Source organism: Pseudomonas fluorescens NCIMB 11764, assembly GCF_000293885.2.
In the GTDB taxonomy this organism is placed as follows: Bacteria; Pseudomonadota; Gammaproteobacteria; order Pseudomonadales; family Pseudomonadaceae; genus Aquipseudomonas; species Aquipseudomonas fluorescens_B.
Genome location: NZ_CP010945.1, coordinates 751,963 through 776,560 on the forward strand (window position 1 = coordinate 751,963; position 24,598 = coordinate 776,560).

The 24,598-nt window shown below is 60.4% G+C and carries 23 protein-coding genes and 1 other RNA gene; 10 read left to right on the forward strand and 14 right to left on the reverse strand.

Going from position 1 to position 24,598, the window contains the following annotated elements; genetic code table 11:
• Positions 1-14 precede the first annotated feature (14 nt).
• The 10 genes from gcvP to B723_RS03550 all read right to left on the reverse strand — a co-directional run bounded on the left by gcvP (position 15) and on the right by B723_RS03550 (position 12,537).
• The gene (gene gcvP / locus B723_RS03505; protein ID WP_017341377.1) at positions 15-2,888 is read right to left on the reverse strand and encodes an aminomethyl-transferring glycine dehydrogenase; all 2,874 of its coding nucleotides are present in this window, start codon (positions 2,886-2,888) and stop codon (positions 15-17) included.
• 226 nt (positions 2,889-3,114) lie between these two features.
• The gene (gcvH, locus tag B723_RS03510; protein WP_017341378.1) at positions 3,115-3,498 is read right to left on the reverse strand and encodes a glycine cleavage system protein GcvH; all 384 of its coding nucleotides are present in this window, start codon (positions 3,496-3,498) and stop codon (positions 3,115-3,117) included.
• Positions 3,499-3,548: 50 nt separating this feature from the next.
• Complete coding sequence (gene gcvT / locus B723_RS03515; RefSeq protein ID WP_017341379.1) at positions 3,549-4,631, reverse strand: glycine cleavage system aminomethyltransferase GcvT; 1,083 nt, start codon at positions 4,629-4,631, stop codon at positions 3,549-3,551.
• A 156-nt stretch (positions 4,632-4,787) separates the two neighbouring features.
• Positions 4,788-6,404 carry an ABC transporter permease gene (locus B723_RS03520; RefSeq protein WP_017341380.1) on the reverse strand — a complete coding sequence of 539 codons (1,617 nt, stop codon included), beginning with the start codon at positions 6,402-6,404 and terminating at the stop codon, positions 4,788-4,790.
• Between the two features lie 140 nt (positions 6,405-6,544).
• The gene (locus B723_RS03525; RefSeq protein WP_017341381.1) at positions 6,545-7,549 is read right to left on the reverse strand and encodes an extracellular solute-binding protein; all 1,005 of its coding nucleotides are present in this window, start codon (positions 7,547-7,549) and stop codon (positions 6,545-6,547) included.
• A gap of 176 nt (positions 7,550-7,725) precedes the next feature.
• Entirely contained in the window at positions 7,726-8,943 is a 1,218-nt protein-coding gene (locus B723_RS03530) for a 2-octaprenyl-3-methyl-6-methoxy-1,4-benzoquinol hydroxylase (RefSeq protein WP_193393011.1), read from the reverse strand.
• Positions 8,944-8,952: 9 nt separating this feature from the next.
• Positions 8,953-9,438, reverse strand: coding sequence for a DUF4442 domain-containing protein (locus tag B723_RS03535; protein WP_017341383.1), 486 nt, complete (start codon positions 9,436-9,438; stop codon positions 8,953-8,955).
• Complete coding sequence (ubiH, locus tag B723_RS03540) at positions 9,431-10,618, reverse strand: 2-octaprenyl-6-methoxyphenyl hydroxylase (RefSeq protein WP_017341384.1); 1,188 nt, start codon at positions 10,616-10,618, stop codon at positions 9,431-9,433. The genes B723_RS03535 and ubiH overlap by 8 nt, the downstream gene beginning before the upstream one ends.
• The gene (gene pepP / locus B723_RS03545) at positions 10,615-11,949 is read right to left on the reverse strand and encodes a Xaa-Pro aminopeptidase (RefSeq protein WP_017341385.1); all 1,335 of its coding nucleotides are present in this window, start codon (positions 11,947-11,949) and stop codon (positions 10,615-10,617) included. The genes ubiH and pepP overlap by 4 nt, the downstream gene beginning before the upstream one ends.
• A 27-nt stretch (positions 11,950-11,976) precedes the next feature.
• Positions 11,977-12,537: a YecA family protein gene (locus B723_RS03550; protein ID WP_017341386.1), complete on the reverse strand. Its 561-nt coding sequence runs from the start codon at positions 12,535-12,537 to the stop codon at positions 11,977-11,979.
• A 127-nt stretch (positions 12,538-12,664) separates the two neighbouring features.
• On the opposite strand from B723_RS03550, the gene B723_RS03555 reads away from it, so the two are divergent.
• From B723_RS03555 to B723_RS03565, 4 genes are all read left to right on the forward strand, one after another.
• Complete coding sequence (locus B723_RS03555) at positions 12,665-12,874, forward strand: TIGR02449 family protein (protein WP_007942437.1); 210 nt, start codon at positions 12,665-12,667, stop codon at positions 12,872-12,874.
• Entirely contained in the window at positions 12,871-13,188 is a 318-nt protein-coding gene (locus B723_RS03560) for a cell division protein ZapA (protein ID WP_017341388.1), read from the forward strand. Before B723_RS03555 ends, B723_RS03560 begins: the two co-directional genes overlap by 4 nt.
• 30 nt (positions 13,189-13,218) lie before the next feature.
• Positions 13,219-13,397, forward strand: a non-coding RNA gene (ssrS, locus tag B723_RS31865) — 6S RNA.
• An 85-nt stretch (positions 13,398-13,482) separates the two neighbouring features.
• Positions 13,483-14,088 (forward strand): 5-formyltetrahydrofolate cyclo-ligase, encoded by a 606-nt coding sequence (locus B723_RS03565; RefSeq protein ID WP_017341389.1) that lies wholly within the window; start codon positions 13,483-13,485, stop codon positions 14,086-14,088.
• A gap of 34 nt (positions 14,089-14,122) precedes the next feature.
• On the opposite strand, the gene B723_RS33420 is transcribed toward B723_RS03565, so the two are convergent.
• Positions 14,123-14,275 (reverse strand): hypothetical protein, encoded by a 153-nt coding sequence (locus B723_RS33420; RefSeq protein WP_017341390.1) that lies wholly within the window; start codon positions 14,273-14,275, stop codon positions 14,123-14,125.
• A 201-nt stretch (positions 14,276-14,476) separates the two neighbouring features.
• Here B723_RS33420 and B723_RS03570 point away from each other — a divergent pair, with 201 nt between their 5' ends.
• The 4 genes from B723_RS03570 (at position 14,477) to B723_RS03585 (ending at position 19,862) form a co-directional block, all read left to right on the forward strand.
• Complete coding sequence (locus tag B723_RS03570) at positions 14,477-14,926, forward strand: EVE domain-containing protein (RefSeq protein ID WP_017341391.1); 450 nt, start codon at positions 14,477-14,479, stop codon at positions 14,924-14,926.
• A 132-nt stretch (positions 14,927-15,058) separates the two neighbouring features.
• Positions 15,059-16,024, forward strand: a complete 966-nt coding sequence (locus tag B723_RS03575) for an HlyD family secretion protein (RefSeq protein WP_017341392.1) — start codon at positions 15,059-15,061, stop codon at positions 16,022-16,024.
• Entirely contained in the window at positions 16,021-18,744 is a 2,724-nt protein-coding gene (rbbA, locus tag B723_RS03580) for a ribosome-associated ATPase/putative transporter RbbA (RefSeq protein ID WP_017341393.1), read from the forward strand. The genes B723_RS03575 and rbbA overlap by 4 nt, the downstream gene beginning before the upstream one ends.
• Positions 18,744-19,862, forward strand: coding sequence for an ABC transporter permease (locus B723_RS03585; RefSeq protein WP_017341394.1), 1,119 nt, complete (start codon positions 18,744-18,746; stop codon positions 19,860-19,862). Before rbbA ends, B723_RS03585 begins: the two co-directional genes overlap by 1 nt.
• Before the next feature lie 61 nt (positions 19,863-19,923).
• Here the strand turns inward: B723_RS03585 and B723_RS03590 are convergent, their stop codons facing one another.
• The gene (locus tag B723_RS03590) at positions 19,924-20,331 is read right to left on the reverse strand and encodes a flagellar basal body-associated protein FliL (RefSeq protein WP_031319172.1); all 408 of its coding nucleotides are present in this window, start codon (positions 20,329-20,331) and stop codon (positions 19,924-19,926) included.
• Positions 20,332-20,481: 150 nt separating this feature from the next.
• Between B723_RS03590 and B723_RS03595 the strand changes: the two genes are divergently transcribed.
• A complete protein-coding gene (locus tag B723_RS03595; protein ID WP_017341396.1) occupies positions 20,482-21,459 on the forward strand; it encodes an NADPH:quinone oxidoreductase family protein in 978 nt (325 codons plus the stop codon).
• A gap of 96 nt (positions 21,460-21,555) precedes the next feature.
• On the opposite strand, the gene B723_RS03600 is transcribed toward B723_RS03595, so the two are convergent.
• Positions 21,556-22,170 (reverse strand): energy transducer TonB, encoded by a 615-nt coding sequence (locus tag B723_RS03600; RefSeq protein WP_031319173.1) that lies wholly within the window; start codon positions 22,168-22,170, stop codon positions 21,556-21,558.
• Positions 22,171-22,499: 329 nt separating this feature from the next.
• Here B723_RS03600 and glpT point away from each other — a divergent pair, with 329 nt between their 5' ends.
• A complete protein-coding gene (gene glpT / locus B723_RS03605; RefSeq protein WP_017341398.1) occupies positions 22,500-23,849 on the forward strand; it encodes a glycerol-3-phosphate transporter in 1,350 nt (449 codons plus the stop codon).
• On the opposite strand, the gene B723_RS03610 is transcribed toward glpT, so the two are convergent.
• Positions 23,825-24,493 (reverse strand): gamma-glutamylcyclotransferase, encoded by a 669-nt coding sequence (locus B723_RS03610; RefSeq protein WP_017341399.1) that lies wholly within the window; start codon positions 24,491-24,493, stop codon positions 23,825-23,827. The genes glpT and B723_RS03610 overlap by 25 nt on opposite strands.
• Positions 24,494-24,598 lie beyond the last annotated feature (105 nt).

Sequence of the window (24,598 nt, forward strand, 5' to 3'; positions counted from 1 at the left end):
TGTCTTGTGGTATTTCAGCGGTAATCATCCACGGGCACGCACGCGCAAAACAGGTTCCGATCCCCGTAAACGTTATCCACCCGATTCACCACCGGCCAATACTTGTGCGCCTTGGTGTGCGCGTCCGGTGTCACCGCTTGTTCGATACTGTACGGCCGCTCCCAAACCCCGGTGATGTCGGCCAGTGTGTGCGGCGACCGTTTCAGCGGGTTGTCCTCGGCCGGCCAGTTGCCATTCTGCACCTCGGTGATTTCTGCGCGAATGCTCAGCATCGCCCCGATAAAGCGGTCGAGCTCAGCCTTCGATTCACTTTCGGTCGGCTCGACCATCAAGGTCCCCGGCACCGGAAACGACATGGTCGGCGCATGGAAGCCATAGTCCATCAGACGCTTGGCCACGTCCTCTTCGCTGATGCCGGTCAGAGCCTTGAGCGGCCGCAGGTCGAGAATGCATTCGTGAGCCACCCGCTCGTTGCGCCCGGTGTAGAGCACCGGGAATGCACCGGACAAATGTTGCGCCAGGTAATTCGCCGCGAGGATCGCCACTTCGCTGGCGTCTGCCAGTTGCGGCCCCATCATGGCGATGTACATCCAGCTGATCGGCAGAATGCTCGCGCTGCCCCAGGGCGCCGCGCTGACTGCGCCGTTCTGCGGCAACGGACCGTCAATTGCCACCACCGGGTGATTGGCCACGAACGGCGCCAGGTGTGCCCGCACACCAATCGGCCCCATGCCAGGCCCGCCACCGCCGTGGGGAATACAGAAGGTCTTGTGCAGGTTCATGTGGGAAACGTCGGCACCAATGTCCGCCGGCCGCGCCAACCCGACTTGCGCATTGAGGTTGGCGCCATCCATGTACACCTGGCCGCCATGGCTGTGGATAACTTCACAGATCTCACTGATGCCTTCCTCATACACGCCGTGGGTCGAAGGATACGTCGCCATCAGGCAAGCGAGTTTGTCTCCGGCAGCCGCCGCTTTTTCCTTCAGGTCATCGAGGTCGACGTTGCCCGCTTCATCGCACTCGACGATCACCACACGCATCCCGGCCATTTGCGCCGAGGCAGGATTGGTCCCGTGGGCCGAGGACGGAATCAGGCAGATGTCCCGCGCACCTTGATGACGACTTTCGTGGTATTTGCGGATCGCCAGCAACCCGGCGTATTCGCCTTGCGCGCCGGAATTGGGCTGCATGCAGATCGCGTCGAAACCAGTGATCGCGCAGAGCCAGCGCTCCAGCTCTTCGATCATCAGTGCATAACCGACCGCCTGCTCTTTTGGCACGAACGGATGGAGATTGGCGAACTGCGGCCAGGTGATCGGGATCATCTCGCTGGTGGCATTGAGTTTCATGGTGCAGGAGCCCAGCGGGATCATGGACTGGTTGAGGGCAAGGTCCTTGTTTTCGAGCTGCTTGAGGTAACGCAGCATTTCGGTTTCGCTGTGATGTGCGCTGAATACCGGGTGACGCAGGTAAGGCGAGGATCGCTGCAGTTCGCCAGGGATGCCGGAAGGAAGCGTTTCAGCGTCCAGTTCGTCTACGTTGATCCCATGATCGGCGCCAAGGAACACATCGAACAGTTTGGCAACGGTGGACTCGTCGGACGTTTCGTCGAGGCTCAGACCCAGCTGACCGCGTCCGAGAATGCGCAAATTGATTTGCGCGGCCTGGGCGCTTTCGATGATCGCCGTCTGAGTGCCGCCGACCTCCAGCGTAAGGGTGTCGAAAAAGTGCGTGTTGAGGCGGGATATGCCGTGGCGTTCCAGGCCCGCCGCGAGGATGCACGTCAATCGATGAACTCGCTGGGCAATACGTTTGAGCCCTTCCGGCCCGTGATAGACCGCATAGAAACTGGCGATATTGGCCAGCAGCACCTGGGCAGTGCAAATGTTCGAATTCGCCTTCTCCCGGCGAATGTGTTGCTCACGGGTTTGCAGGGCCATCCGTAATGCCGTGTTGCCGCGCGCGTCTTTCGAGACGCCGATAATCCGCCCGGGAATCGCCCGTTTGTATTCATCGCGACTGGCAAAAAACGCCGCGTGGGGCCCGCCGTAACCCATGGGCACACCAAACCGCTGGGACGAGCCGAACACCACGTCGGCACCCAACTCTCCCGGTGGCGTCAGCAACAACAGGCTCAGCAGATCGGTGGCGACGCAGGCCAGGGCTTGCTGGGCGTGCAGGTGATCGATCAACGGACGCAGGTCGCGAATCTCGCCGTGGGTGTCGGGATACTGCAGCAGCGCGCCGAATACCTGGTGCTGTTTCAAGTTATCCACAGTGTCGATGATCAGCTCGAAACCGAAACCTTCGGCACGGGTCTGCACCACGGAAATCGTCTGCGGATGACAATTTTCATCCACAAAAAACAGATTGCTCCTGGACTTGGCGACACGCTTGGCCAGGGCCATGGCTTCCGCCGCCGCCGTGGCTTCATCCAGCAGCGAGGCGTTGGCCAGCTCCAGGCCCGTCAGGTCGATGGTCAGTTGCTGGAAATTCAGCAAGGCTTCGAGTCGGCCTTGGGCAATTTCCGGTTGATACGGTGTGTAAGCGGTGTACCAACCGGGATTTTCCAGCACGTTGCGCAGGATGACCGCCGGCGTGATCGTGCCGTGGTAACCCATGCCGATCAGGCTGGTCCAGACCTGGTTCTGCTCGGCGTAACCGCGCAACTTGGCCAGCGCGGCTTCTTCGTCGAGGGCGGGCGGCAGGTCGAGCGCCCGGTTCAGGCGTATCCCCGGCGGCACCGTCTGCTCGATCAGCTCGACGCGGCTACCGACGCCGAGGCTGTCGAGCATCGCCTGCTGCTCGGCGGCATCGGGCCCGAGGTGGCGGCGAAGGAAGGCATTGGGGTCGCGTAACTGGCTCAAGGACGGCAACTGGGACATGACGGGCTCTCTCTGGACTGGCGCTCAGCGTCGATGCAACACGGTCAAACCAGCATAGCAGCCACTGCCTCGGAGCCCTTGAAGATCAAAAGATCGCAGCCTTCGGCAGCGCCTACAGAAATACGCATTCCAATGTAGGCGCTGCCGAAGGCTGCGATCTTTTGATCCAGACCTGCCAGGCAATAAAAAGCCCCGACGGATCGGGGCTTTGGGTGACGCTGTAGACTTACTCGCCGATGGCGGCCTTGTAGCCCGCGGCATCAAGCAGCTTGTCCAGATCGCCAGCGTTACTTGGCTTGAGCTTGAAGATCCAGGCACCGTACGGGTCGGAGTTGAGCAACTCGGGCGAGCCGCTCAGGTCTTCGTTGACCGCAATCACTTCACCGGCTATCGGGGAATAGATGTCGGAAGCGGCTTTGACCGACTCAACGACACCGGCTTGATCTTCAGCAGCGAAGACTTTTCCGACTTCGGTCAGCTCGACGAATACCACATCGCCCAAGGCTTCCTGAGCGTGATCGCTGATGCCCACGGTGACGGTGCCATCGGCTTCCAGACGGGCCCATTCGTGACTTTCGGCAAAACGCAGGTCGGCAGGGATATCGCTCATGTTCTGTGTCCTCAAGAAAATTGTCAGCGGTCTTTGCCCGCCAGAAAAGGTTAGATCAAGGTTTTGCCATGGCGTACGAAGGTCGGTTTGACCACTCGGACCGGGTACCATTTGCCACGGATTTCCACTTCAGCGCGGTCGGCAGTCGCCATCGGCACGCGCGCCAGTGCAATCGACTTGCTAAGCGTAGGAGAGAAACTACCACTGGTGATCTCCCCTTCGCCAACATTGGCGATGCGGACCACTTGATGAGCGCGCAAAACCCCGCGCTCCTCAAGGACCAGACCGACCAGTTTGTGTTGTACGCCGCCGGCGCGTTCGGCTTCCAGGGCAGCACGGCCGATGAACTGACGAGCGGCCGGCTCCCACGCAATGCTCCAGGCCATGTTCGAGGCCAGCGGCGAAACGTCTTGATGAATGTCCTGACCGTAGAGGTTCATGCCGGCTTCGACACGCAACGTATCCCGCGCCCCGAGCCCGATCGGCGAAATACCCGCGCCCACCAGATCGTTGAAGAAGCCCGGCGCCTGATCGGCCGGCAGAATGATTTCCAGCCCGTCTTCGCCGGTGTAACCGGTGCGCGCGATGAACCAGTCACCGTCAGGCTGACCTTCGAACGGCTTGAGTAGCTGGATCAGGTTGCCGCGAGACTGGGTGACCAGCTCAGAGATTTTGTGTCGGGCATGCGGGCCTTGTATGGCCAGCATCGCCAACTCCGAGCGCTCGATGAGCTGCACATCGAAACCGACAAGATGAGCCTGCATCCACGCCAGGTCCTGATCGCGGGTAGAGGCGTTGACCACCAGGCGATACCCGTCATCGAGGCGGTAGACGATCATGTCGTCGACGATACCGCCGCGCTCATTGAGCATGGTGCTGTACAAGGCACGGCCGGGGCTGTGCAGGCGCTCGACGTCATTGGCCAGCAAATGCTGAAGCCAGGCCTTGGCCTGAGCGCCGCTGACATCGATCACGGTCATGTGGGATACATCGAAAACCCCGCAGTCGCGGCGCACCTGATGGTGTTCCTCGACCTGCGAGCCGTAATGCAGAGGCATATCCCAACCGCCAAAATCGACCATCTTCGCGCCGAGGGCGAGATGAAGGTCATACAGAGGCGTACGCTGTCCCATGGGTTTCTCCTTCCGGGCGTGGCGAGGGTGCGGGCCAGTGCTGCACGGGGTGAAAGCCTTGAATTAGAAGGCTTTCAGCCGATTTCAGCGACCGGGTCTGTAGGACGGACCGCACCGAATGCCGCGCATTGTAGCCTCAAGGTGTAGGACTGACACCTAGGTGTTTCGATGCGCCGAACGTCGAATCAATCCGATGACCGGTAATAACCCGACCAGAACCAGCGTCAACGCCGGCAACGACGCCCTCGCCCACTCGCCTTCGCTGGTCATTTCAAAGATGCGCACAGCCAGCGTGTCCCAGCCAAACGGGCGCATCAGCAAGGTCGCGGGCATTTCCTTGAGCACATCAACGAACACCAGCAGCGCAGCACTCAATGTGCCGGGCAGCAATAACGGCAGATACACTTTGAAAAACAGTCGTGGCCCACTGACCCCAAGGCTACGTGCCGCTTCGGGCAAAGATGGCCGTATTCGCGCCAAACTGCTTTCCAGCGGCCCATAGGCCACCGCAATGAAACGCACCAGATAGGCCAGCAACAAGGCCGACAGACTGCCCAGCAGCAAAGGTTTTCCGGCTCCGCCCAACCATCCCGACAGCGGAATCACCAGCTCGCGATCCAGATAACTGAAGGCCAGCATGATCGACACCGCCAGCACCGAACCCGGCAACGCATAGCCGAGGTTGGCCAGGCTGACACCGGAGCGAATCGCCCGGGTCGGCGCCAGGCGCCGGGCAAAGGCCAGCACCAGCGCAACGCTGACAGTGATCAACGCCGCCATGCCGCCCAGATACAGCGTATGAACAATGAGCCCGGCGTACCGCTCATCCAGGTCGAAGCGCCCGCGCTGCCAGAACCACACCACCAGTTGCAGCACCGGAATGACGAACGCGCAGGCAAACACCAGCCCACACCAACTCATCGCCGCCAACGCCTTGAAACCGCGCAGGTGATACAACGCCTTGACCCGCGGCCGCTCGTTGCTCGCCCGATTGGCACCCCGGGCACGGCGCTCGCCGTACAGCACGAGCATCACCACCAACAGCAACAGACTGGCCAATTGCGTGGCGGTGGAAAGGCTGAAAAAGCCATACCAGGTTTTGTAGATGGCGGTCGTGAAGGTGTCGAAATTGAACACCGACACGGCACCGAAATCCGCCAGGGTTTCCATCAGCGCCAACGCAACGCCAGCACCAATGGCCGGCCGCGCCATCGGCAGGGCGACTCGCCAGAACGCTTGCCACGGCGATTGCCCCAGGACTCGCGCCGCTTCCATCAAGCCTTTGCCCTGCGCGAGGAACGCGGTGCGTGCCAACAGGTAAACGTAGGGATAAAAGACCAGCACCAGAACGAGGATGACACCGCCCGTGGAACGCACTCGCGGCAAACGCAGGCCGGTGCCGAACCATTCGCGCATCAGGGTTTGTACGGGACCGGAGAAATCCAGCAGGCCGACGAAAACGAAAGCCAGCACGTAGGCGGGAATGGCGAACGGCAGCATCAACGCCCAATCCAGCCACTTTCTGCCGGGAAACTCACAAAGGCTGGTGAGCCAGGCAAGACTGACGCCCAACAGCGTGACACCGACACCGACGCCGAACACCAGGGTCAGCGTGTTGCCCAGCAGCCGCGGCATCTGGGTGTCCCAGAGGTGCGACCAGATTTGATGATCGATGGCTTGCCAGGACAGCAACAAAACGCTGAGGGGCAGCAGGACCAGCGCAGCGATGGCGAAGACCAGGGGATACCAGCGGCGTTGGGCGGGGTGGGCCAAGGAGGTCTCTCGCAGGGAAATCGTGAAGTGTAGGGAAAACGCAAAAAGATCGCAGCCTTCGGCAGCTCCTACATTGGGATGGTGTACACCCGGTAGGAGCTGCCGAAGACTGCGATCTTTTGCTCTTTAAAGCCGCAGACTCAGTTCCAGCCAGCTCGATCCATCAAGCGAATCGCTTCGGCCTGACGTTTGCCGGCGACTTCCACAGGCAACGTATCGGCGACGAACTTGCCCCAGGCGGCGACTTCCGCGGACGGCGGTACCGCAGGATTGGCCGGGAATTCCTGGTTCACGTCGGCAAAGATCTTCTGCGCCTCAGGCGTGGTCATCCACTCCACCAGGGCCTTGGCGGCTTCCGGATGCGGCGCGTACTTGGTCAGGCCGATGCCGGACAGGTTCACATGCACGCCACGATCACCCTGATTCGGCCAGAACAGCTTCACCGCCAGATCGGGCTTCTGCTTGTGCAGACGGCCGTAGTAGTAGGTGTTGACGATGCCAACGTCGCATTGGCCGGCGTTGATTGCTTCCAACACCGCGACATCATCGGAGAATACGTCGGTGGACAGGTTGTTGACCCAGCCCTTGAGGATCTTTTCGGTTTTCTCGGCACCATGCACTTCGATCATGGTGGCAGTCAGGGACTGATTGTAGACCTTCTTCGCCGTACGCAGGCACAGGCGACCTTCCCAGTTCTTGTCGGCCAGACCTTCGTAAGTGCTCAACTCGCCCGGCTTCACCCGCTCCGTGGAGTAAGCGATGGTCCGCGCCCGCAGGCTCAGGCCGGTCCAGGCATGAGAAGCCGCGCGGTATTGCAGCGGAATGTTGGCGTCGATGGTTTTCGAGGTGAACGGTTGCAGGATGCCCATCTGCTCCGCTTGCCACAGGTTGCCGGCGTCGACGGTCAGCAGCAGGTCGGCGGTGGCATTCTCGCCCTCGGCCTTGATGCGCTGCATCAGCGGCGCTTCCTTGTCGGTGATGAACTTCACCTGCACACCGGTTTTCGCGGTGTAGGCATCGAACACCGGTTTGATCAGCTCGTCGATACGCGAGGAGTAAACCACCACCTCGTCAGCGGCCTGGGTGGCAGTGCTGCCGATCAGGGTCAGGGCGAGTGCGGTCAGTAGACGCTTCGGTGCCAACATGTGAGCGATCTCTCGATTGGAAAAGTAAGACCAAATGATAAGGACTCACATTTAGGTTCTCAATCGATCAGTTGGCGGAGAAGTTACCAGATGTTGCATGGCATGAGACATGGGATCGTTTTACCGGCCCCTTCGCGGGCAAGCCCGCGATGAGGCCATCAGCCGCAGTGAAAATCTCAAGCCTTGGCAAGTGCCGGCAAATCCCCGATCAACCCCAGCGCCTCACGCACAAACAACGCCTTGGCCTCCGGCATCTGGTCAATCATCTTCAACCCGGCATTACGCAGCCAGCGCACCGGCAACGGATCTGCCTGGAACAACCGCTCGAAGCCTTCCATCGCCGCCATCAACGCCAGATTGTGCGGCATGCGCCGACGCTCGTAGCGGCTCAGCACTTTCACGTCGGCCAACCGTTCGCCACGCTCTGCCGCTTGCAGCAGCACTTCGGCGAGCACGGCGGCATCGAGGAAACCGAGGTTCACGCCCTGCCCGGCCAACGGGTGAATGGTGTGCGCCGCATCGCCGATCAGCGCCAGGCCTTCAGCCACGTAGCGCTTTGCATGGCGCTGGCGCAGCGGCACGCACAGCCGTGGATCGGCGCTTAGAACCGAACCCAAACGGCCCTCAAAGGCTTGCTCCAACTCGCGACAGAAACCTTCATCATCCAGCGCCATCAAGCGTTCGGCCTCACTCGGCGTGGTCGACCAGACGATCGAACACCAATCCTGCCGACCGTCCCGCTCCAGAGGCAGAAACGCCAATGGACCATGATCGGTGAACCGTTGCCAGGCCGTCATCTGGTGGGGTTGTGAGCTGCGCACGCTGGTGACGATTGCGTGGTGCAGATAATCCCACTCGCGCGTGGCCACGCCGGTCAGGCGCCGCACCGCCGAGTTGGCACCGTCCGCCGCGATCACCAACGGCGCACGCAAGGTGCGGCCATCGGCCAGGGTCAGCAGCCAGTCGTCACCGGAGCGGCGCATTTGTTCCAGACGCGCATTGGCCAGCATCCCCAGGTCGCAGTCGTGCAAGCGGTCGAGCAAGGCGTCCTGAACCACGCGGTTCTCGACGATATGCCCGAGCACCTCGGCGTGAACGCTGGAGGCCGAGAAGTGGATTTGCCCGGTGCCGCTGCCGTCCCAGACGTGCATGTCGGTGTAAGGACTGCTGCGCCGGCTGGCGATGCCATCCCAGACCCCCAGCCGTTCGAGAATCCGCTGGCTGGCGGCCGACAAGGCGCTCACTCGCGGTTCGAACGGCGCCTGCCCGTCGAAGGGTTTGACGCTCATCGGGCTGCCGTCCAGCAGCAGGACTTCCAGCCCGCTGTCCTGCAACGCCAGCGCCAGGGCGCTGCCGACCATTCCGGCCCCGACAATCAGCAGATCTGCGCGCATTTCCATGCTTTAAGCCTGTCTCGCTTGCGGCTTGAGCCGCACGTAAAGGGTTTTCCGGACACGGGCCACCAGGGTGCCGGCGCCGTCGTGGATATCGACCTGCAATTGCGGCAGGTATTTTTCGCCGTTCGCCGTTTGTTGGCGGATCTCGTCGAGCAAGGTTTCGTCGATCCTGAAACTGGCGAACACCGGACCTTTGCCCGGCGAGATGAAATCGATGTCCGCCGCTTTGTCCCAGACGATGAACCGACGGCCGAGGTTTTCCATCAACATCAACATATAGAACGGATCGACCATCGAATACAGGCTGCCACCGAACTGAGTGCCGACGTTATTGCGGTTGTACCAGCCCAACCCCATGGACACCTTGATGTCCCGGAAGTCATCGCTGATGTGCCGCACGCGGACCCCGGCGCCAAGGTACGGCGGGTAGAACGTCATGAACCAGCGCAACAATCGTGCTTTGCCGAACCGGCTCGTCAACCACTCAAGCATCGGGACGCGTACCCAGGCCCATGGCCTGCCGGGCGAACCAACGCTTGGCCGGTGGCAGCAGATCGAGACCGAGCAGGCCGATGTTTCGGCCCAGCGAGACCAGCGGTTGAGTACTGCCGAACAACCGCGTGACCTGATCGGAAAATCCCACGGTCAGGTTTTGATCCAGACGCTGACGCTCGCGGTAAGCCTGCAAGGTCGCAAAGTCGCCGGGGGCTTTCTCGCTCGCGAGCAGCGCATCCGCCAACGCCTGCGCATCTCGCAGGGACAGGTTGAAACCCTGGCCGGCAATCGGGTGCAGGCTGTGAGCGGCGTTGCCGAGAATCGCCAGATGCGGACGCACCTGCTCTTCGGCTTCAATCAGTGTCAGCGGGTAAAGATGCCGCGCGCCGACCTGTTTCAAGGTGCCGAGGCGATAACCGAACACGCCCTGCAATTCGCTGAGGAAACTGCGTTCATCCAGGGCGGCCAGCCGTTGCGCGTCCATGCCCAGACGGGTCCAGACCAGGGCACAGCGGTTTTCCGGCAGCGGCAACAACGCCATCGGGCCATCGTCGGTGAAACGTTCGAAGGCCATGCCGTTGTGCGCTTCGCTCGGGGTGATGTTGGCGATCAGCGCACTCTGGTTGTACGGGCGTTGTTTGATACCAATCCCCAGTTGCTCGCGCAGGCCGGAACGGCCGCCATCCGCCAGCACCGCGAGGTCGCATTCCAGGGTGGTTTCATCATTGAGGGTCAGGCGATAGCCATCGGTCAGCGGCTCCATGCGCGTGACTTCCGCCGGGCAGCGCCAGGTGACCACGTCCTTGTCCAGACCTTGCCAGAGGCATTGGCCGAGCCAGGCGTTTTCCACCACATAGCCCAGCGCTGGCACGCCCTCTTCCATCGCCGACAATCGCGCGGTGGAGAAACAACCACGGTCGGAGACGTGGATCTGCTTGATCGGCTCCGCGCGGCGGGAGATTTCCTGCCACGCGCCCAACCGTTGATAAATCTGCTTGGCGCCGTAGGACAACGCCGAGGACCGGGCATCATAGCTCGGTTGGTAGGTGTGGCCGGGGGCAAACGGCTCGATCAGCACGATCTTCCAGCCGCGAGCCTTGGCCCCGGCCTGCAGCGCCAATGCCAGGCTCGCGCCGACCAGGCCGCCACCAATGATTGCAAGATTGATTCGACTCATGCCGCTTTTGTCCGCGCTTCAGCCATCAAGGCCTCGATCTCGGCGACCGTTTTCGGTACGCCGCTGGTCAGGATTTCACAGCCGGTTTTGGTGACCACGACGTCGTCCTCGATGCGCACGCCAATGCCGCGCCATTTCTTCGCTACGTTCTGGTTGTCCGGGGCAATGTAGATCCCCGGCTCCACGGTCAGCGCCATGCCGACTTCCAGCACGCGCCATTCGCCGCCGACCTTGTACTCGCCGACGTCATGCACATCCATGCCCAGCCAGTGGCCGGCGCGATGCATGTAAAACGCTTTATAGGCTTCGCTGGCGATCAACTCGTCGACGTCGCCCTGCAACAAACCCAGTTTCACCAGCCCGGCAGTGATGACTTTAACCGTGGCTTCGTGCGCCTGGTTCCAGTGTTTGTTCGGGGCGATTTCGGCAAATGCCGCTTCCTGGGAAGCCAGCACCAACTCGTAGATCGCCTTCTGTTCCGCGGAATACTTGCCGTTGACCGGCCAGGTGCGCGTAATGTCGCTGGCGTAGCAGTCGATCTCGCAACCGGCGTCGATCAGCACCAGATCGCCGTCCTTGAGCACCGCGTCGTTCTGCTGGTAATGCAGGATGCAGCTGTTGCGCCCGGCCGCGACGATCGAACCATAGGCCGGCATCTTCGCCCCGCCCTTGCGGAACTCGTAATCGAGCTCGGCTTCCAGACTGAACTCATGCAACCCGGCCCGGCAGGCCTGCATCGCACGGATATGCGCCTGAGCGGAAATCCGCGCGGCTTCGCGCATCACCTTCACTTCTGCCGCCGATTTATACAGACGCATGTCGTGCAGCAGATGATCCAGGGCAACGAATTCGTTCGGCGGCTGGGCGCCGAGGTGCGCCTTGGAGCGGATCACGTTGATCCAGTCCATCAGGTGCCGATCGAATTCCGGATTGCTGCCCATGGCCGAATACACCCGGTCGCGGCCTTCGATCAGGCCCGGGAGGATGTCGTCGATGTCGGTAATGGGGAAAGCATCATCAGCACCGAAGTCACGGATCGCGCCTTCCTGACCGGCGCGCAGGCCGTCCCAGAGTTCTCGCTCGACGTTGCGTTCACGGCAGAACAGCAGGTATTCGCCATGCTCACGACCCGGCATCAGCACGATAACGGCTTGCGGCTCGGGGAAACCGCTGAGGTACTGGAAGTCACTGTCCTGGCGGTAAACGTGCTCGACATCGCGATTGCGGATGGCAACCGCGGCGGCGGGCAAAATGGCGATGCTGTTGGGTTCCATCTGCGCCATCAAGGCCTTGCGGCGACGGCTGTATTCCGATTTCGGGATATGAATCATGGGCAGATGGCTTTTCCTGGCTCGCGATTAATGCAACGACGGTTTGGCGGCAGCCGGCGCGTCCGGCTTTTTGGTTTCGGAGAACAGCAGCAGCGGTGCGACGCGCAGGTACTCCATGACTTCCATGTAGTCGCTTTCGCCGTCGTCGGACTCTTCCAGCGCGTCTTGCACCTGGGCGATGGCCGCCAGATCCTGCAACACTTCGGTGGCCTCGGTGCTCAGCATGCTGCTGTCACGGCAGTTCAGGCCGAAACCGCTGAGGAAGCCCTGGCACCATTGGCCCAGTGCCGCGGCACGATCAGCCAGCGGCTCGTCATCGGTCGGCAGCAGCAGAACGACGGTCACGTCGTCGCCGGTGAGCTCGCCCTTGACCATCTCTTGCAGGCCGATCAAGGCATTGCGAACGTTGTCTTGCGGCTCGCCTTCTAGCAGCTCGGCGGCATCGACCAGCCAGCCTTCGGCATCGAAACCGGCACCGGCGCAGCTGCGGCCGAGCAGCAGGCCATGCAGTTCGGCAGGCGAGACGTTATGACCGCTGGAAGTCAGCAGGGTGGCGAAGGCTTTGTACGGGGAATTCTGAATGGGCATGGGCAGCTAGGCGCCAGACGGCGCTATGTCTAGAATGAAGGCCTTGTATCCTACATCGACAGACTCGCCAAGACTATTAAAGGCTGTCCGCCAGCTACCACCCATCAGATGAATCTCAGTGGACAAAATGGAAGACACCGACCTGCAAGCGCTGATGGCCAGACTCGAACTGCTAATTAGCCGAGTCGAGCAACTTAAGAGTCAAAACGGACTCCTACTAGCTCAGGAAAAGACCTGGCGCGAGGAACGCGCGCACCTCATTGAAAAAAACGAAATCGCGCGGCGTAAGGTCGAATCGATGATTTCGCGCCTCAAGGCCCTGGAGCAAGACTCATGAGTTCAAGCAATAGCGTTACCGTGCAGATCCTCGACAAAGAATACTCGATCATCTGCCCCCAGGAAGAGCGCAGCAATCTGGTGAGCGCTGCCCGTTACCTGGACGGCAAGATGCGTGAAATCCGCAGCAGCGGCAAAGTCATCGGCGCCGATCGCATCGCCGTGATGGCGGCGCTGAACATCACGCACGACCTTCTGCATAAGCAAGAAAGTCCGGATGTACAGGTCAGCGGCTCGACCCGTGAGCAGGTTCGCGACCTGCTGGATCGCGTCGATCTGGTGCTTGCCACCGATCCGGACGTCACCAAGGGCTGATTCGCCGGACCGCTTGGGTTATACTCGCAACACTCCCTGGGGTGCTTGCCAGTTGACCACGTCCCTGAGCCGATTCGCACTACCCTGGAGGCTGCACGTTGGGCTGGTGTGCATGTCCGCTAGACGGAAAGCCTTAAAGCCTACTGCATCTTCCACCTTGAACTTTCGGGTTCAAGGGCTAAGTCAGCAGCGGTTCATCCGGGGAGCCTGATTCCAGTCCGATGCCGGTTCAATACCGGCATCGGCTTTTTTACGGGTACGCTTTGTGTACCCGCACTGCCGAAGCCAGAATCCATGACCGAACCTGCGCTGCTGCCCCGCCCGCAACTTCGACGCATGCTGCGCAAGGCCCGCCGCGCACTGACACCCAGTCAACAGCGCCAGGCCGCTCGCGGGCTGTACAAGCAATTGTCCCAGCAGCCGTTGTTTCGGCGCGCAAAACATATCTCCCTGTACCTGCCCACCGACGGTGAAATCGACCCGCGTCTGTTGCTGCGCGCCGCGCAACGTCGAGGCAAGGCGACTTATTTGCCGGTGCTCAGCGCTTGGCCGCGAACCAAAATGGTGTTCCAGCGAATTCGCCCCGGCGAAAAACTCAAGCCCAACCGTTTTCGCATTCTCGAACCCCGGCACAACCTCGCCCGGCAACGCAAAGTCTGGGCCCTCGACCTGGTGCTGTTGCCGTTGGTGGGATTCGACGATGTCGGCGGGCGACTCGGCATGGGTGGCGGTTTTTACGATCGAAGCCTGGCGTACCTGGCGCGACGGAAAAACTGGCGCAAGCCGACGCTGTTAGGGCTGGCCCATGAATGTCAGAAGGTCGAACGATTGGCTCAAGCGAGCTGGGATGTGCCGCTGCAAGGAACGGTGACGGACAAGGCCTGGTATTACGCAGGCTAGACGCCACTGGAATCAGCGGCGTCGAAAAGCAGGTTCAGCGTTTGAAGGCCGACGGCTGTTGTTGCTGCGCGATTTCAACCGGCGCATCGGTCTTGTTGTTCCACAGGCTTTGGGCATAGCCCGTGGTCACGACGCCAAGGCCGAACAAAATAACCAATATCCATAGTAAATCCGGTTTGCGTTTCATCGATTGCCCCCCAAAGGCACATCAACACGATGACAGCAGCGGTTTCCGTTGTAGGTGTAGGCCGTGCAGCAGCGTCAAGCTTAGAAGGCCGGCATTTTGCGACAACGTGAACCGACACGCAAACGCTGGCGTCAACCGACTGTCGGTTTGTCATAAAATTGCCCGACAACTTGCCCACCCGATTCGCAAGGAGCAAAAACCATGGCCTATTGGCTGATGAAATCCGAGCCCGACGAACTCTCGATCAAAGGTCTGGAGAAGCTTGGCAAAGCGCGCTGGGACGGGGTTCGCAACTACCAGGCGCGGAATTTTCTGAGGGCCATGGCTGTCGGCGACGAGTTCTTTTTCTACCATTCCAGCTGCCCTGAGCCCGGGATTGCCGGGATCGGCAAGATTGTCGAAGCGGCCTATCCGGACCCGACCGCACTGGAGCCCGAGAGTCATTACTACGACCCGAAGGCCACCGCCGAGAAAAACGCCTGGAGTGCGATCGATGTGGCCCACGTCGAAACGTTCACGAACGTCCTGAAACTCGACTACCTGAAACAGCAAACTGCGCTGGCCGAGATGCCCCTGGTGCAGAAAGGTTCGCGGCTGTCAGTGATGCCAGTAACCGCCGAGCAATGGGCGGCGGTCCTCGATTTACGTTAAATAAGGCAGAACCACCCGGTCATTCTCTTTTCCCCGCCCAATAGGGTTAGGCTTGACCCTCAGTTGACTGGCATCAAATCGCCTTGGCGTTTGATCAGCCAGACTAGGACGTAACATACGCAGGATGCTCGCATGTCTACGCACAGCCGCTCTTCGATTTTTTTTGCCGGTTCTTTAATGGTTCTGCTCCTGGCCGCCGGCGGTTTTGGCTACTGGAAGTCGATGCATGACCGTCTGCCCGAAGGCCTGTATGTCGGCAACGGCCGCCTCGAAGCCACCGAAGTGCAGATCGCCAGCAAAACACCGGGGCGACTGGCCGAGGTGCTCGTCGACGAAGGCGACAAAGTCACCAAGGGCCAACTGCTGGCCCGGATGGACACTCGCACCCTTGAAGCCCAACGCCGCCAGGCAGAAGCAGAAGTGTTGCGCACCCGGGAAAACCTCGCCGCCGCACAAGCCAACGTGCAATTGCGCCTGAGCGAACAACTGCTCGCTCAACAGGAACTCAATCGCTCCCAGACGCTGTTCAAGCATGGTTTCGTCAGCGGTCAGATCATCGATCAACAGCAGGCGCGTATCGGCACTGGCAATGCCGCCGTCGCCGCCGCTCGCGCGCAAGAGTCCGCGGTGGGTGCGGCGATTGGCGCCGCTCAGGCACAAGTCGCACAGTTGACCAGCGAAATCGATGACAGCAGTTTGCGAGCCCCGATCGATGGGGTGATCCAGCTGCGCATGGCCGAGCCCGGCGAAGTGTTGGGCGCCGGCGGGCGCGTATTGCTGCTGATCGACCCAAACGATCAATACATGAACCTCTACCTCCCGGCCTCCGTAACCGGGCGCTTGGCAGTTGGCGACGAAGCGCGGATTTTGCTCGATGCCCTGCCTGATCACCCATTGCCGGCAAAAATCAGCTTTGTGGCAGCCAAGTCGCAATTCACCCCTAAAGAAGTCGAGACTCGCGACGAGCGGCAAAAACTGGTATTCCGCGTCAAGTTACGCCTGACTGATCCCAGCGCCCTGCCCCAGGCCAAACCCGGCATGCCCGGTGCCGGCTATGTGCGCACCGCCCCTGTTGGCTGGCCGGCCAATCTGCAATGACCGAACTGGCGGTTCATGCGACCGGCATCAATCATCGCTACGGCAAACAACAGGCGCTGAGTGATATCGCGTTCAGCCTGCCCGCCGGGACCCGTTGCGGCCTGATCGGCCCCGATGGCGCCGGCAAATCGAGCCTGCTGGGGCTGATCGCCGGGGTGAAAACGCTGCAGCAAGGACAATTGGAGGTGCTCGGCGGCTCGATCCAGGATCGTCGCCATCGCAACACCCTCTATGCGCGCATCGCCTTCATGCCCCAAGGCTTGGGCGGCAACCTTTATCCAGAGCTGTCGATCAGCGAGAACATCCACTTTTTCGCTACCCTGTTTGGCCTGTCAAAAGCCGAATGCGATCAGCGCATGCGCAATCTGTTACTGGCTACCGACCTTCTGCGTTTTGCCGATCGCCCCGCCGGCAAACTATCCGGCGGCATGAAGCAGAAGCTGGGCCTGTGTTGTGCGTTGATCCATGAGCCGGACCTGCTGATCCTCGACGAACCGACCACCGGCGTCGACCCCTTGTCCCGTCGACGTTTCTGGGAGTTGGTAGACGATGTGCGGCGTCAGCGGCCGCAACTGACACTGCTGGTCGCCACCGCGTACATGGAAGAGGCCGAGCAGTTTGAACATTGCCTGATGCTCGACGGCGGTAAGCTGATTGCCACGGGCTTGAGCAAGGAATTGGCGGCAGTCACCTCGAGCGGCAAACTCGACGAAGCCTTCACCCACTATCAGGGCGACAGTACCCACGACAATCAGCCCCTGGTAATTCCGCCTCGAACCGGCACCACCTCCGACATCGCGATCGAAGCCCACGATCTGACCCTGCGTTTCGGCGACTTCACGGCTGTAGACAACGTCAGCTTTGCCATCGGTCGCGGCGAAATTTTCGGCTTCCTCGGCTCCAATGGCTGCGGCAAGACCACCACCATGAAAGTCCTCACCGGGCTGATGCCCGCCAGTGAAGGCAGTGCCACGCTGCTGGGCAACCCGGTGAATGCCAAGGACCTGGCCACCCGCAAACGGGTCGGGTTCATGTCCCAGAGTTTTTCGCTGTATGGCGAACTCAGCGTGCGGCAGAACCTGGATTTGCACGCACGGCTGTTCGATCTGCCAAAAACCGACAGCGCACAACGCATTGACGAACTGATCCAGCGCTTCAATCTGGGCAGTGTTTGCGATCAACAGTCCGGGGCGTTGCCTTTGGGCTTGCGCCAACGGCTGTCACTGGCGGTGGCGGTGCTGCATCGTCCGGAAGTAATGATCCTCGACGAACCGACTTCCGGCGTCGATCCGGCGGCACGGGACGACTTTTGGCGACTGCTGATCGAGCTGTCGCGCGAGCAAGGCGTGACGATTTTCCTCTCCACTCATTTCATGAACGAAGCCCAGCGTTGCGATCGCATCTCGCTGATGCACGCTGGCAAAGTGCTTGCCTGCGATACGCCAACAGCGCTTCAACAGCAGTACAAGGGCGAGACGCTGGAAGCTGCATTCGTCACGTGCCTGGAACAGGCCCAGGACACCCCCGAGCCTTCAAAACCTTCAGAGCCTGCGAATGCGCTCGCCATGCCGGCGCTGCCAACCAAGGATCGCGGTTTCAGCCCAGGACGCCTGTGGGCGGTGGCGAGTCGTGAAGGCAAGGAACTGCTGCGCGACAAAGTGCGGATGGCCTTCGCCCTGCTGGGCGCCATTTTCATGATGGTGATTTTCGGCTACGGCATTTCTCTGGACGTAGAGCAACTCGCCTTCGCCGTCTATGACCAGGATCAGACGCCACAAAGCCGCGCCTACCTGGAAGCCTTTCGCGGCTCTCGGTACTTCGACGAGCAGCCCCCCATCCGCGATGCCAAAGAGCTGCATCGCCGCCTGCAGCGCTCGGAAATCAAACTGGCGCTAGAGATTCCACCCGGTTTTGGCCGGGATCTGTACGCCGGGCGCCAACCGGCTGTGGCAGCCTGGCTCGATGGCGGCATGCCGTTTCGCGCCGAGACCAGCCGTAACTACGTCGAGGCGGTGCACCAGGCCAATATCGAACAACTGGCCGAACAGAGCAGCCCCGCGCGGAACCGGCCAGCCGCCGCCCGACTGGAAACCCGCTTCCGCTACAACCAGGACGTGGTCAGCGTCAACGCCATCGGCCCCGGGGTCATGGCGCTGATCCTGGCGTTCATCCCCGCCATGCTGACGGCGCTGGGCATCGTGCGCGAGAAGGAACTGGGGTCAATCACCAACTTCTATGCCACGCCGCTGACCCGGCTCGAATTTCTGCTGGGCAAACAGGCACCGTATCTGGCTGTCAGCCTGATCAACCTCGCGGTACTGGTCGCGATGAACCGATGGCTGTTCGGGGTGCCGTTCAAGGGCAGCTTCCTGACGCTGACCTTCGGCGGGCTTCTTTATGTGCTGGCGACAACCAGCATGGGCCTGTTGATCTCGGCATTCACCCGAACCCAGATCGCCGCCATTCTCGGCACCATGATCATCACCAGCCTGCCGACCATCCAGTTTTCCGGACTGATCGTGCCGCGCTCATCCCTCGAAGGCGCGGCGGCAGTAATGGGGATGCTGTTTCCAGCCGGTTACTTCCTCGACATCGCCGTCGGCACGTTTACCAAAGCGCTGGACCTGCGACAGTTATGGCCGCAATGCCTCGCATTGTTCGGGTTCTTCCTCGCATTCACCGGGCTCAGCCTGGTCATGCTGAAAAAGCAGGAGGTCTGATGCATAAGCTCGCGCACATCCTGCGCCTGGGTCTCAAGGAACTCACCAGCCTGCGGCATGACAGCGTCCTGCTCCTGTTCCTCTTTTACGCCTTTACGGTTGCGATCTACATGCCGGCGGCGGGCTCGGTGATCGGCGTGCATAACGCCAGCGTGGCCATCGTCGACGAAGATCACAGCCTGCTGTCGCGACAACTGACCCAGGCGCTGCAACCTCCGGAATTCCAACGCCCGGTCCCGCTGCCATATGAGCAACTGGACCAGGTCATGGACAGTGGCCAGTACACCTTTGTCATCAATGTACCGGCGAGTTTTCAGACGGATCTGCTGGCCGGTCGTCAACCCGCCGTGCAAGTCAACGTCGACGCCACCGCCATGAGTCAGGCGTTCATGGGCGCGGGCTACATAGGACGAATTTTCCAGCGCGAATTGTTGAATTACAGCGGCCAGAGCGATGTGGCGAGTAAAGCACCGGCGCTGCTGACCACTCGCGCGATGTTCAACACCAATCTGGAAGGCGGCTGGTTTCTGGCGGTGATCCAGATCGTCAACAACATCACCATCCTTGCCATCATCTTGACCGGCACCGCACTGCTGCGTGAACGCGAACACGGCACCCTCGACCATTTACTGGTGCTGCCGCTGACGGCACTTGAAATCATGCTGGCGAAAATCTGGAGCAACATGCTGGTGGTGGTGCTGTGCACCTGGCTGTCGCTGGAGGTCATTGTCAAAGGCGCGCTGGGCGTGCCGCTGGCCGGCTCCCTGAGCCTGTTTCTGCTGGTGACTGCGGTTTACCTGTTCGCCAGCACGGCACTGGGGATTTTTCTCGCGACCCTGGCTCGTTCAACGCCCCAATTCGGTCTGCTGGCGATTCCAGTGATCATCCCGATGTTGCTGCTGTCCGGTGGCAGCACGCCGCTGGACAGCATGCCGCAATGGCTGCAGTGGGTGATGCAGGGCTCGCCGTCGACGCATTTTGTCAGCCTGAGCGCCGCGATATTGTTTCGCGACGCCGGCATCACTGTCGTCTGGCCCGATTTGCTGGCGCTCACGGCCATCGGCCTGCTGTTTTTCGCGATTGCGCTGATGCGGTTTCGCAAGAGCCTGGCGTCCTGAGAGACCGTGTCGCCCCTATCGCGAGATGGCTCGCGAAGAGGCTTACCCGGATGGCAAGGACTTACTGAATGATGAGGTTGTTGAACAACAAATCCTCAACCACCGGCTTGCCGGTTTCATCGTTCATGATCTGCTGGGTCTGCTTCAACGCTTCCTGACGCAGCTTTTCCTTGGCCTCGACGTTGTTCATCGCCTCGGTCGTCTGCTGGGCAAACAGCGCCACCAGTTGATTACGAATCAGCGGCTCGTTGGCTTTCACCAGCTGGGTCGCTTCATCGCCCGTCACCCGCAGTGCCACATCAGCCTTGTAGACCTTGAGCTTCGGGGTGCCGTCCAGCCCATAGTTACCCACGAACGGCGGGCTCAGGGTGATGTAGTTAACCTTTGGGGCTGCACCTTCTTTGGCTTCTTCAGCCACTGCTGCCACAGGCAGAGACAGGGCCAGCAACAACATGATCCACGCTTTCACAATTCGCTCCTTATCCGGTTTGCGGCCTAGCATAACGACCCGCCACGCAAGCACAAGCTTATGGCTGACTATCAGGGCGGGGCATGCTCGTTGACCCGTCGACTCACACACCTACACTTATCGGCCATCACTCCCAAAGGAATAGCCCTGATGAAAGCCGTGCTGTGCAAAGCCTTCGGCCCTGCCGAATCGCTGGTGCTGGAAGAGGTCGCCAGCCCTGTCGCGAAGAAGAATGAAATCCTGCTGGAGGTTCACGCCGCCGGGGTGAATTTCCCGGACACGCTGATCATCGAGGGCAAATACCAGTTCAAACCGCCCTTCCCGTTTTCCCCGGGTGGCGAAGCGGCCGGCGTGGTCAGCGCAGTGGGCGAGAAAGTCAGCCACCTGAAAGTCGGTGACCGGGTCATGGCGCTGACCGGCTGGGGCAGTTTCGCCGAGCAGGTCGCGGTACCAGGCTACAACGTGCTGCCGATCCCGACCTCCATGGACTTCAACACCGCCGCTGCTTTCAGCATGACGTACGGCACCTCGATGCACGCACTCAAGCAACGCGGCAACCTGCAACCGGGTGAAACCCTGCTGGTGCTCGGTGCGTCCGGCGGTGTCGGCCTGGCCGCCGTGGAAATCGGCAAAGCCATGGGCGCCCGCGTGATCGCCGCCGCCAGCAGCGCCGAAAAACTAGCGGTGGCCAAGGCTGCGGGCGCCGATGAACTGATCAACTACAGCGAAACCAGCCTCAAGGACGAAATCAAACGCCTGACCGACGGCCAGGGCGCCGACGTGATCTACGACCCGGTCGGTGGCGACCTGTTCGACCAGGCCATCCGCGCCATCGCCTGGAACGGCCGGTTATTGGTGGTCGGCTTCGCCAGCGGGCGCATTCCGGAATTTCCTGTGAACCTCGCACTGCTCAAGGGCGCTGCGGTGGTTGGCGTATTCTGGGGTTCGTTTGCTCAACGTCAGCCGCAGGACAACGCGGCGAACTTCCAGCAATTGTTTGGCTGGTTCGCCGAAGGCAAGCTGAAGCCGCTGGTGTCGCAGGTGTATCCGCTGAGCAATGCGGCGCAAGCGATCAATGATCTTGGCCAGCGCAAGGCGGTCGGGAAAGTGGTGGTGCAGGTTCGCTGAATCGTAGCAGGATGCAAAAAGGCCAGAACAACTGATGAGGTTGCTCTGGCCTTTTCGATACATGACTGGATAACAGACAGCGCTCCAGGTTTTCAATCAAAGCAACTCGCGAATTTCCTCCGGTAGAAAACGCACATACCGTGACGCCTGATGCGTATTACAACGCCGAACAATCGAAGGCACGCTCTTGTTGAGTTTAGCGATGAGCTCCAGACGTCTCGCCTCCGGCAATTGCGTAGGGGCAAGAGAGTGGGTCAGGTAACTGCGCGTCCAGCTGAACACCGGCATGTCCACCCACGAGTAGTCTGCAAGCCGCAGTGCTGCCTTGGCGACCTCACCACAACTCAACTTTTTCAACTCCTCGTTGGCATGAATCGGCATCTTGTCGTCCAGCCTGAACACCATCGGCGCGACCACCTGGATTTGCGCGGGTCGCTCGATGGAAACCTCCCAGGGCTTGTATCGCCATTGGCTCACCGCCGTTCGGGAGGCTTCGACAAGGTCGGGATGAGCGTCCTTTGAAGCCTCTACCAGGCTGACCGATCCGTCGGCATGAACGGTAAAGCTGACATTCAGCGCGCCGGTTATACCGCTTCGAGAAAGCGCCACCGGGTAAACCGGCTTGGGATTGTTCTCCGGAATCAGGAACACCTCGCCAGCCCTGACTTCGATGGACAAAACCAACAAAAGCACACACAAAAACCACCGCATAACTCCCACTCCTTCGCGACTGAAAAGCCAGATCTGGCAACCGCAGAAAGGTTAAGGCTCGATGATTTTTTACATAACGCCATGGCTTCCCCTTTAGACGCAGGACGTTTCCCAAAGCCCCGCCCTACTCCGGACAAAAGCACGTCATCAAGGATCGCCAGGTAACAATTCCCACAGCGCCCTTCATTTATACCTGAGCGACATGTTCGTAAAAGAACATGCGATCTCCAACATTTCCGCTGTTTCGTCGATGCGAACCAGTGCTATTTTCGGTAACGAAACTGTAACATTCGCATCCGCAGTCAAAACAAGAAAACTGGAGCTCTTGAATGTTTGCTTTCTTTCGTCCTGCCGCACATCAGGCTCCATTGCCTGAAGAAAAAATAGACAGCGCCTACCGACGTCATCGCTGGCAGATCTTCGCCGGCATCTTCATCGGCTACGCGGGTTACTACCTGCTGCGCAAAAACTTCTCCCTGGCCATGCCCTATCTGATCGAGGAGGGTTACACCCGCGGTGAGCTGGGCCTGGCGTTGTCGGCCATTGCTATCGCCTACGGCTTGTCCAAGTTCCTGATGGGCATTGTCTCCGACCGTTCCAACCCGCGTTTCTTCCTGCCATTCGGCTTGCTGGTTTCGGCCGGTGTGATGTTCATTTTCGGTTTCGCGCCCTGGGCCACGTCCAGCGTGACCATCATGTTCATCCTGCTGTTTATCAATGGCTGGGCGCAGGGCATGGGTTGGCCGCCGAGTGGACGGACCATGGTGCACTGGTGGTCGCAGAAGGAACGCGGTGGCGTGGTGTCGTTGTGGAACGTGGCGCATAACGTGGGCGGTGGTCTGATTGGTCCGCTGTTCCTGCTGGGTATGGGCCTGTTCAATGACTGGCACGCGGCGTTTTACGTGCCGGCTGCAGTGGCCATGGCCGTCGCGGTGTTTGCTTTCGCCACCATGCGCGACACGCCGCAATCGGTCGGCCTGCCACCGATCGAGAAGTACAAGAACGATTACCCGGAAGGCTACGACGCCAGTCACGAAGAAGAATTCAGCGCCAAGGAAATCTTCGTCAAATACGTGCTGCGCAACAAAATGCTCTGGTACATCGCAATGGCCAACGTCTTTGTCTACCTGCTGCGCTACGGCGTGCTGGACTGGGCACCGACCTACCTCAAGGAAGCCAAGGGCTTCAGCGTGGACAAAACCTCGTGGGCGTATTTCCTCTACGAGTGGGCAGGTATTCCCGGGACACTGTTGTGCGGCTGGATGTCGGACAAGATCTTCCGTGGCAACCGTGGCCTGACCGGCATGGTGTTCATGGCGCTGGTGACCGTGGCGACACTGGTGTATTGGCTCAACCCGGCCGGCAACCCGACGGTCGACATGATTGCGCTGATCTCGATCGGTTTCCTGATCTACGGTCCGGTGATGCTGATCGGCTTGCAAGCGCTGGAACTGGCACCGAAGAAGGCCGCTGGTACGGCTGCGGGCTTCACCGGTCTGTTCGGTTACCTGGGCGGCTCGGTCGCGGCCAGTGCAGCCATGGGCTACACCGTGGACCATTTCGGCTGGGACGGCGGTTTCGTCTTGCTGATCGGTGCGTGCCTGCTGGCGATGGCGTTCCTTGCGCCAACGTTGTGGCACAAGCAGATCGCCAGTCAGACCCGCGAAGCCATCGCCTGATCGCTTTTTGATTTGCAGCGCTTGAGCCGCGCCTCCAGATTCCGGTCTGGCATGGCGTGGCTACGCAGGGCGTTGGCGGTCTGCTCGACATAATCGCGAGTGGTGCCGTAACGCCCGCAAGCGTTTTCGAACACGTGGCTCAGTACGTGATCCGGCAAGTTGCCGGCGTAGCTGGGCAGGTGTCGCTCTAACACGAATCCCAATGCCTGAACCTGGCTTCCGTCTTCGAGACGGCAGTTGAGCCAGTGTGGGCGATAGGACGGGAATGGCATTTCGCGTTGCCATAATGCATACAGCGAAGCTTCGAGTTGCTCTTCAGGCAAACGATAAGCGAAGCCGCTGCAAGAGCCGCCGCGATCCAGGCCAAACACCAGCCCTGGCACTTCCGGCGTGCCGCGATGTTCGTGGGACCACAGATACAAACCGCGATGATAGCCATGCACCCGACCGCGAACGCGTTCAACTGCCGCGCATTCAGGGCGCCAGATCAGCGAGCCATAAGCGAACAGCCAGACCGGCCCACCCTTGTGGCGCGCCATGGTCGACTGCATCGAACTGAGCAATTGTTCGTGTGTAAGCTGCGGCCCCAGATCGAGCCGCGGAGGATAAGCCAGATTCATGAAAGCAGATTCAATGGCGCTCATGGCGAATAGCGTTCAGCTCCCCGCGGGTGATGATTACTTAATAGAACGCACCGCTGTAACAATAAGGCACATATGTTTTAAGGCAATTTAAGTGCCATGGCACAG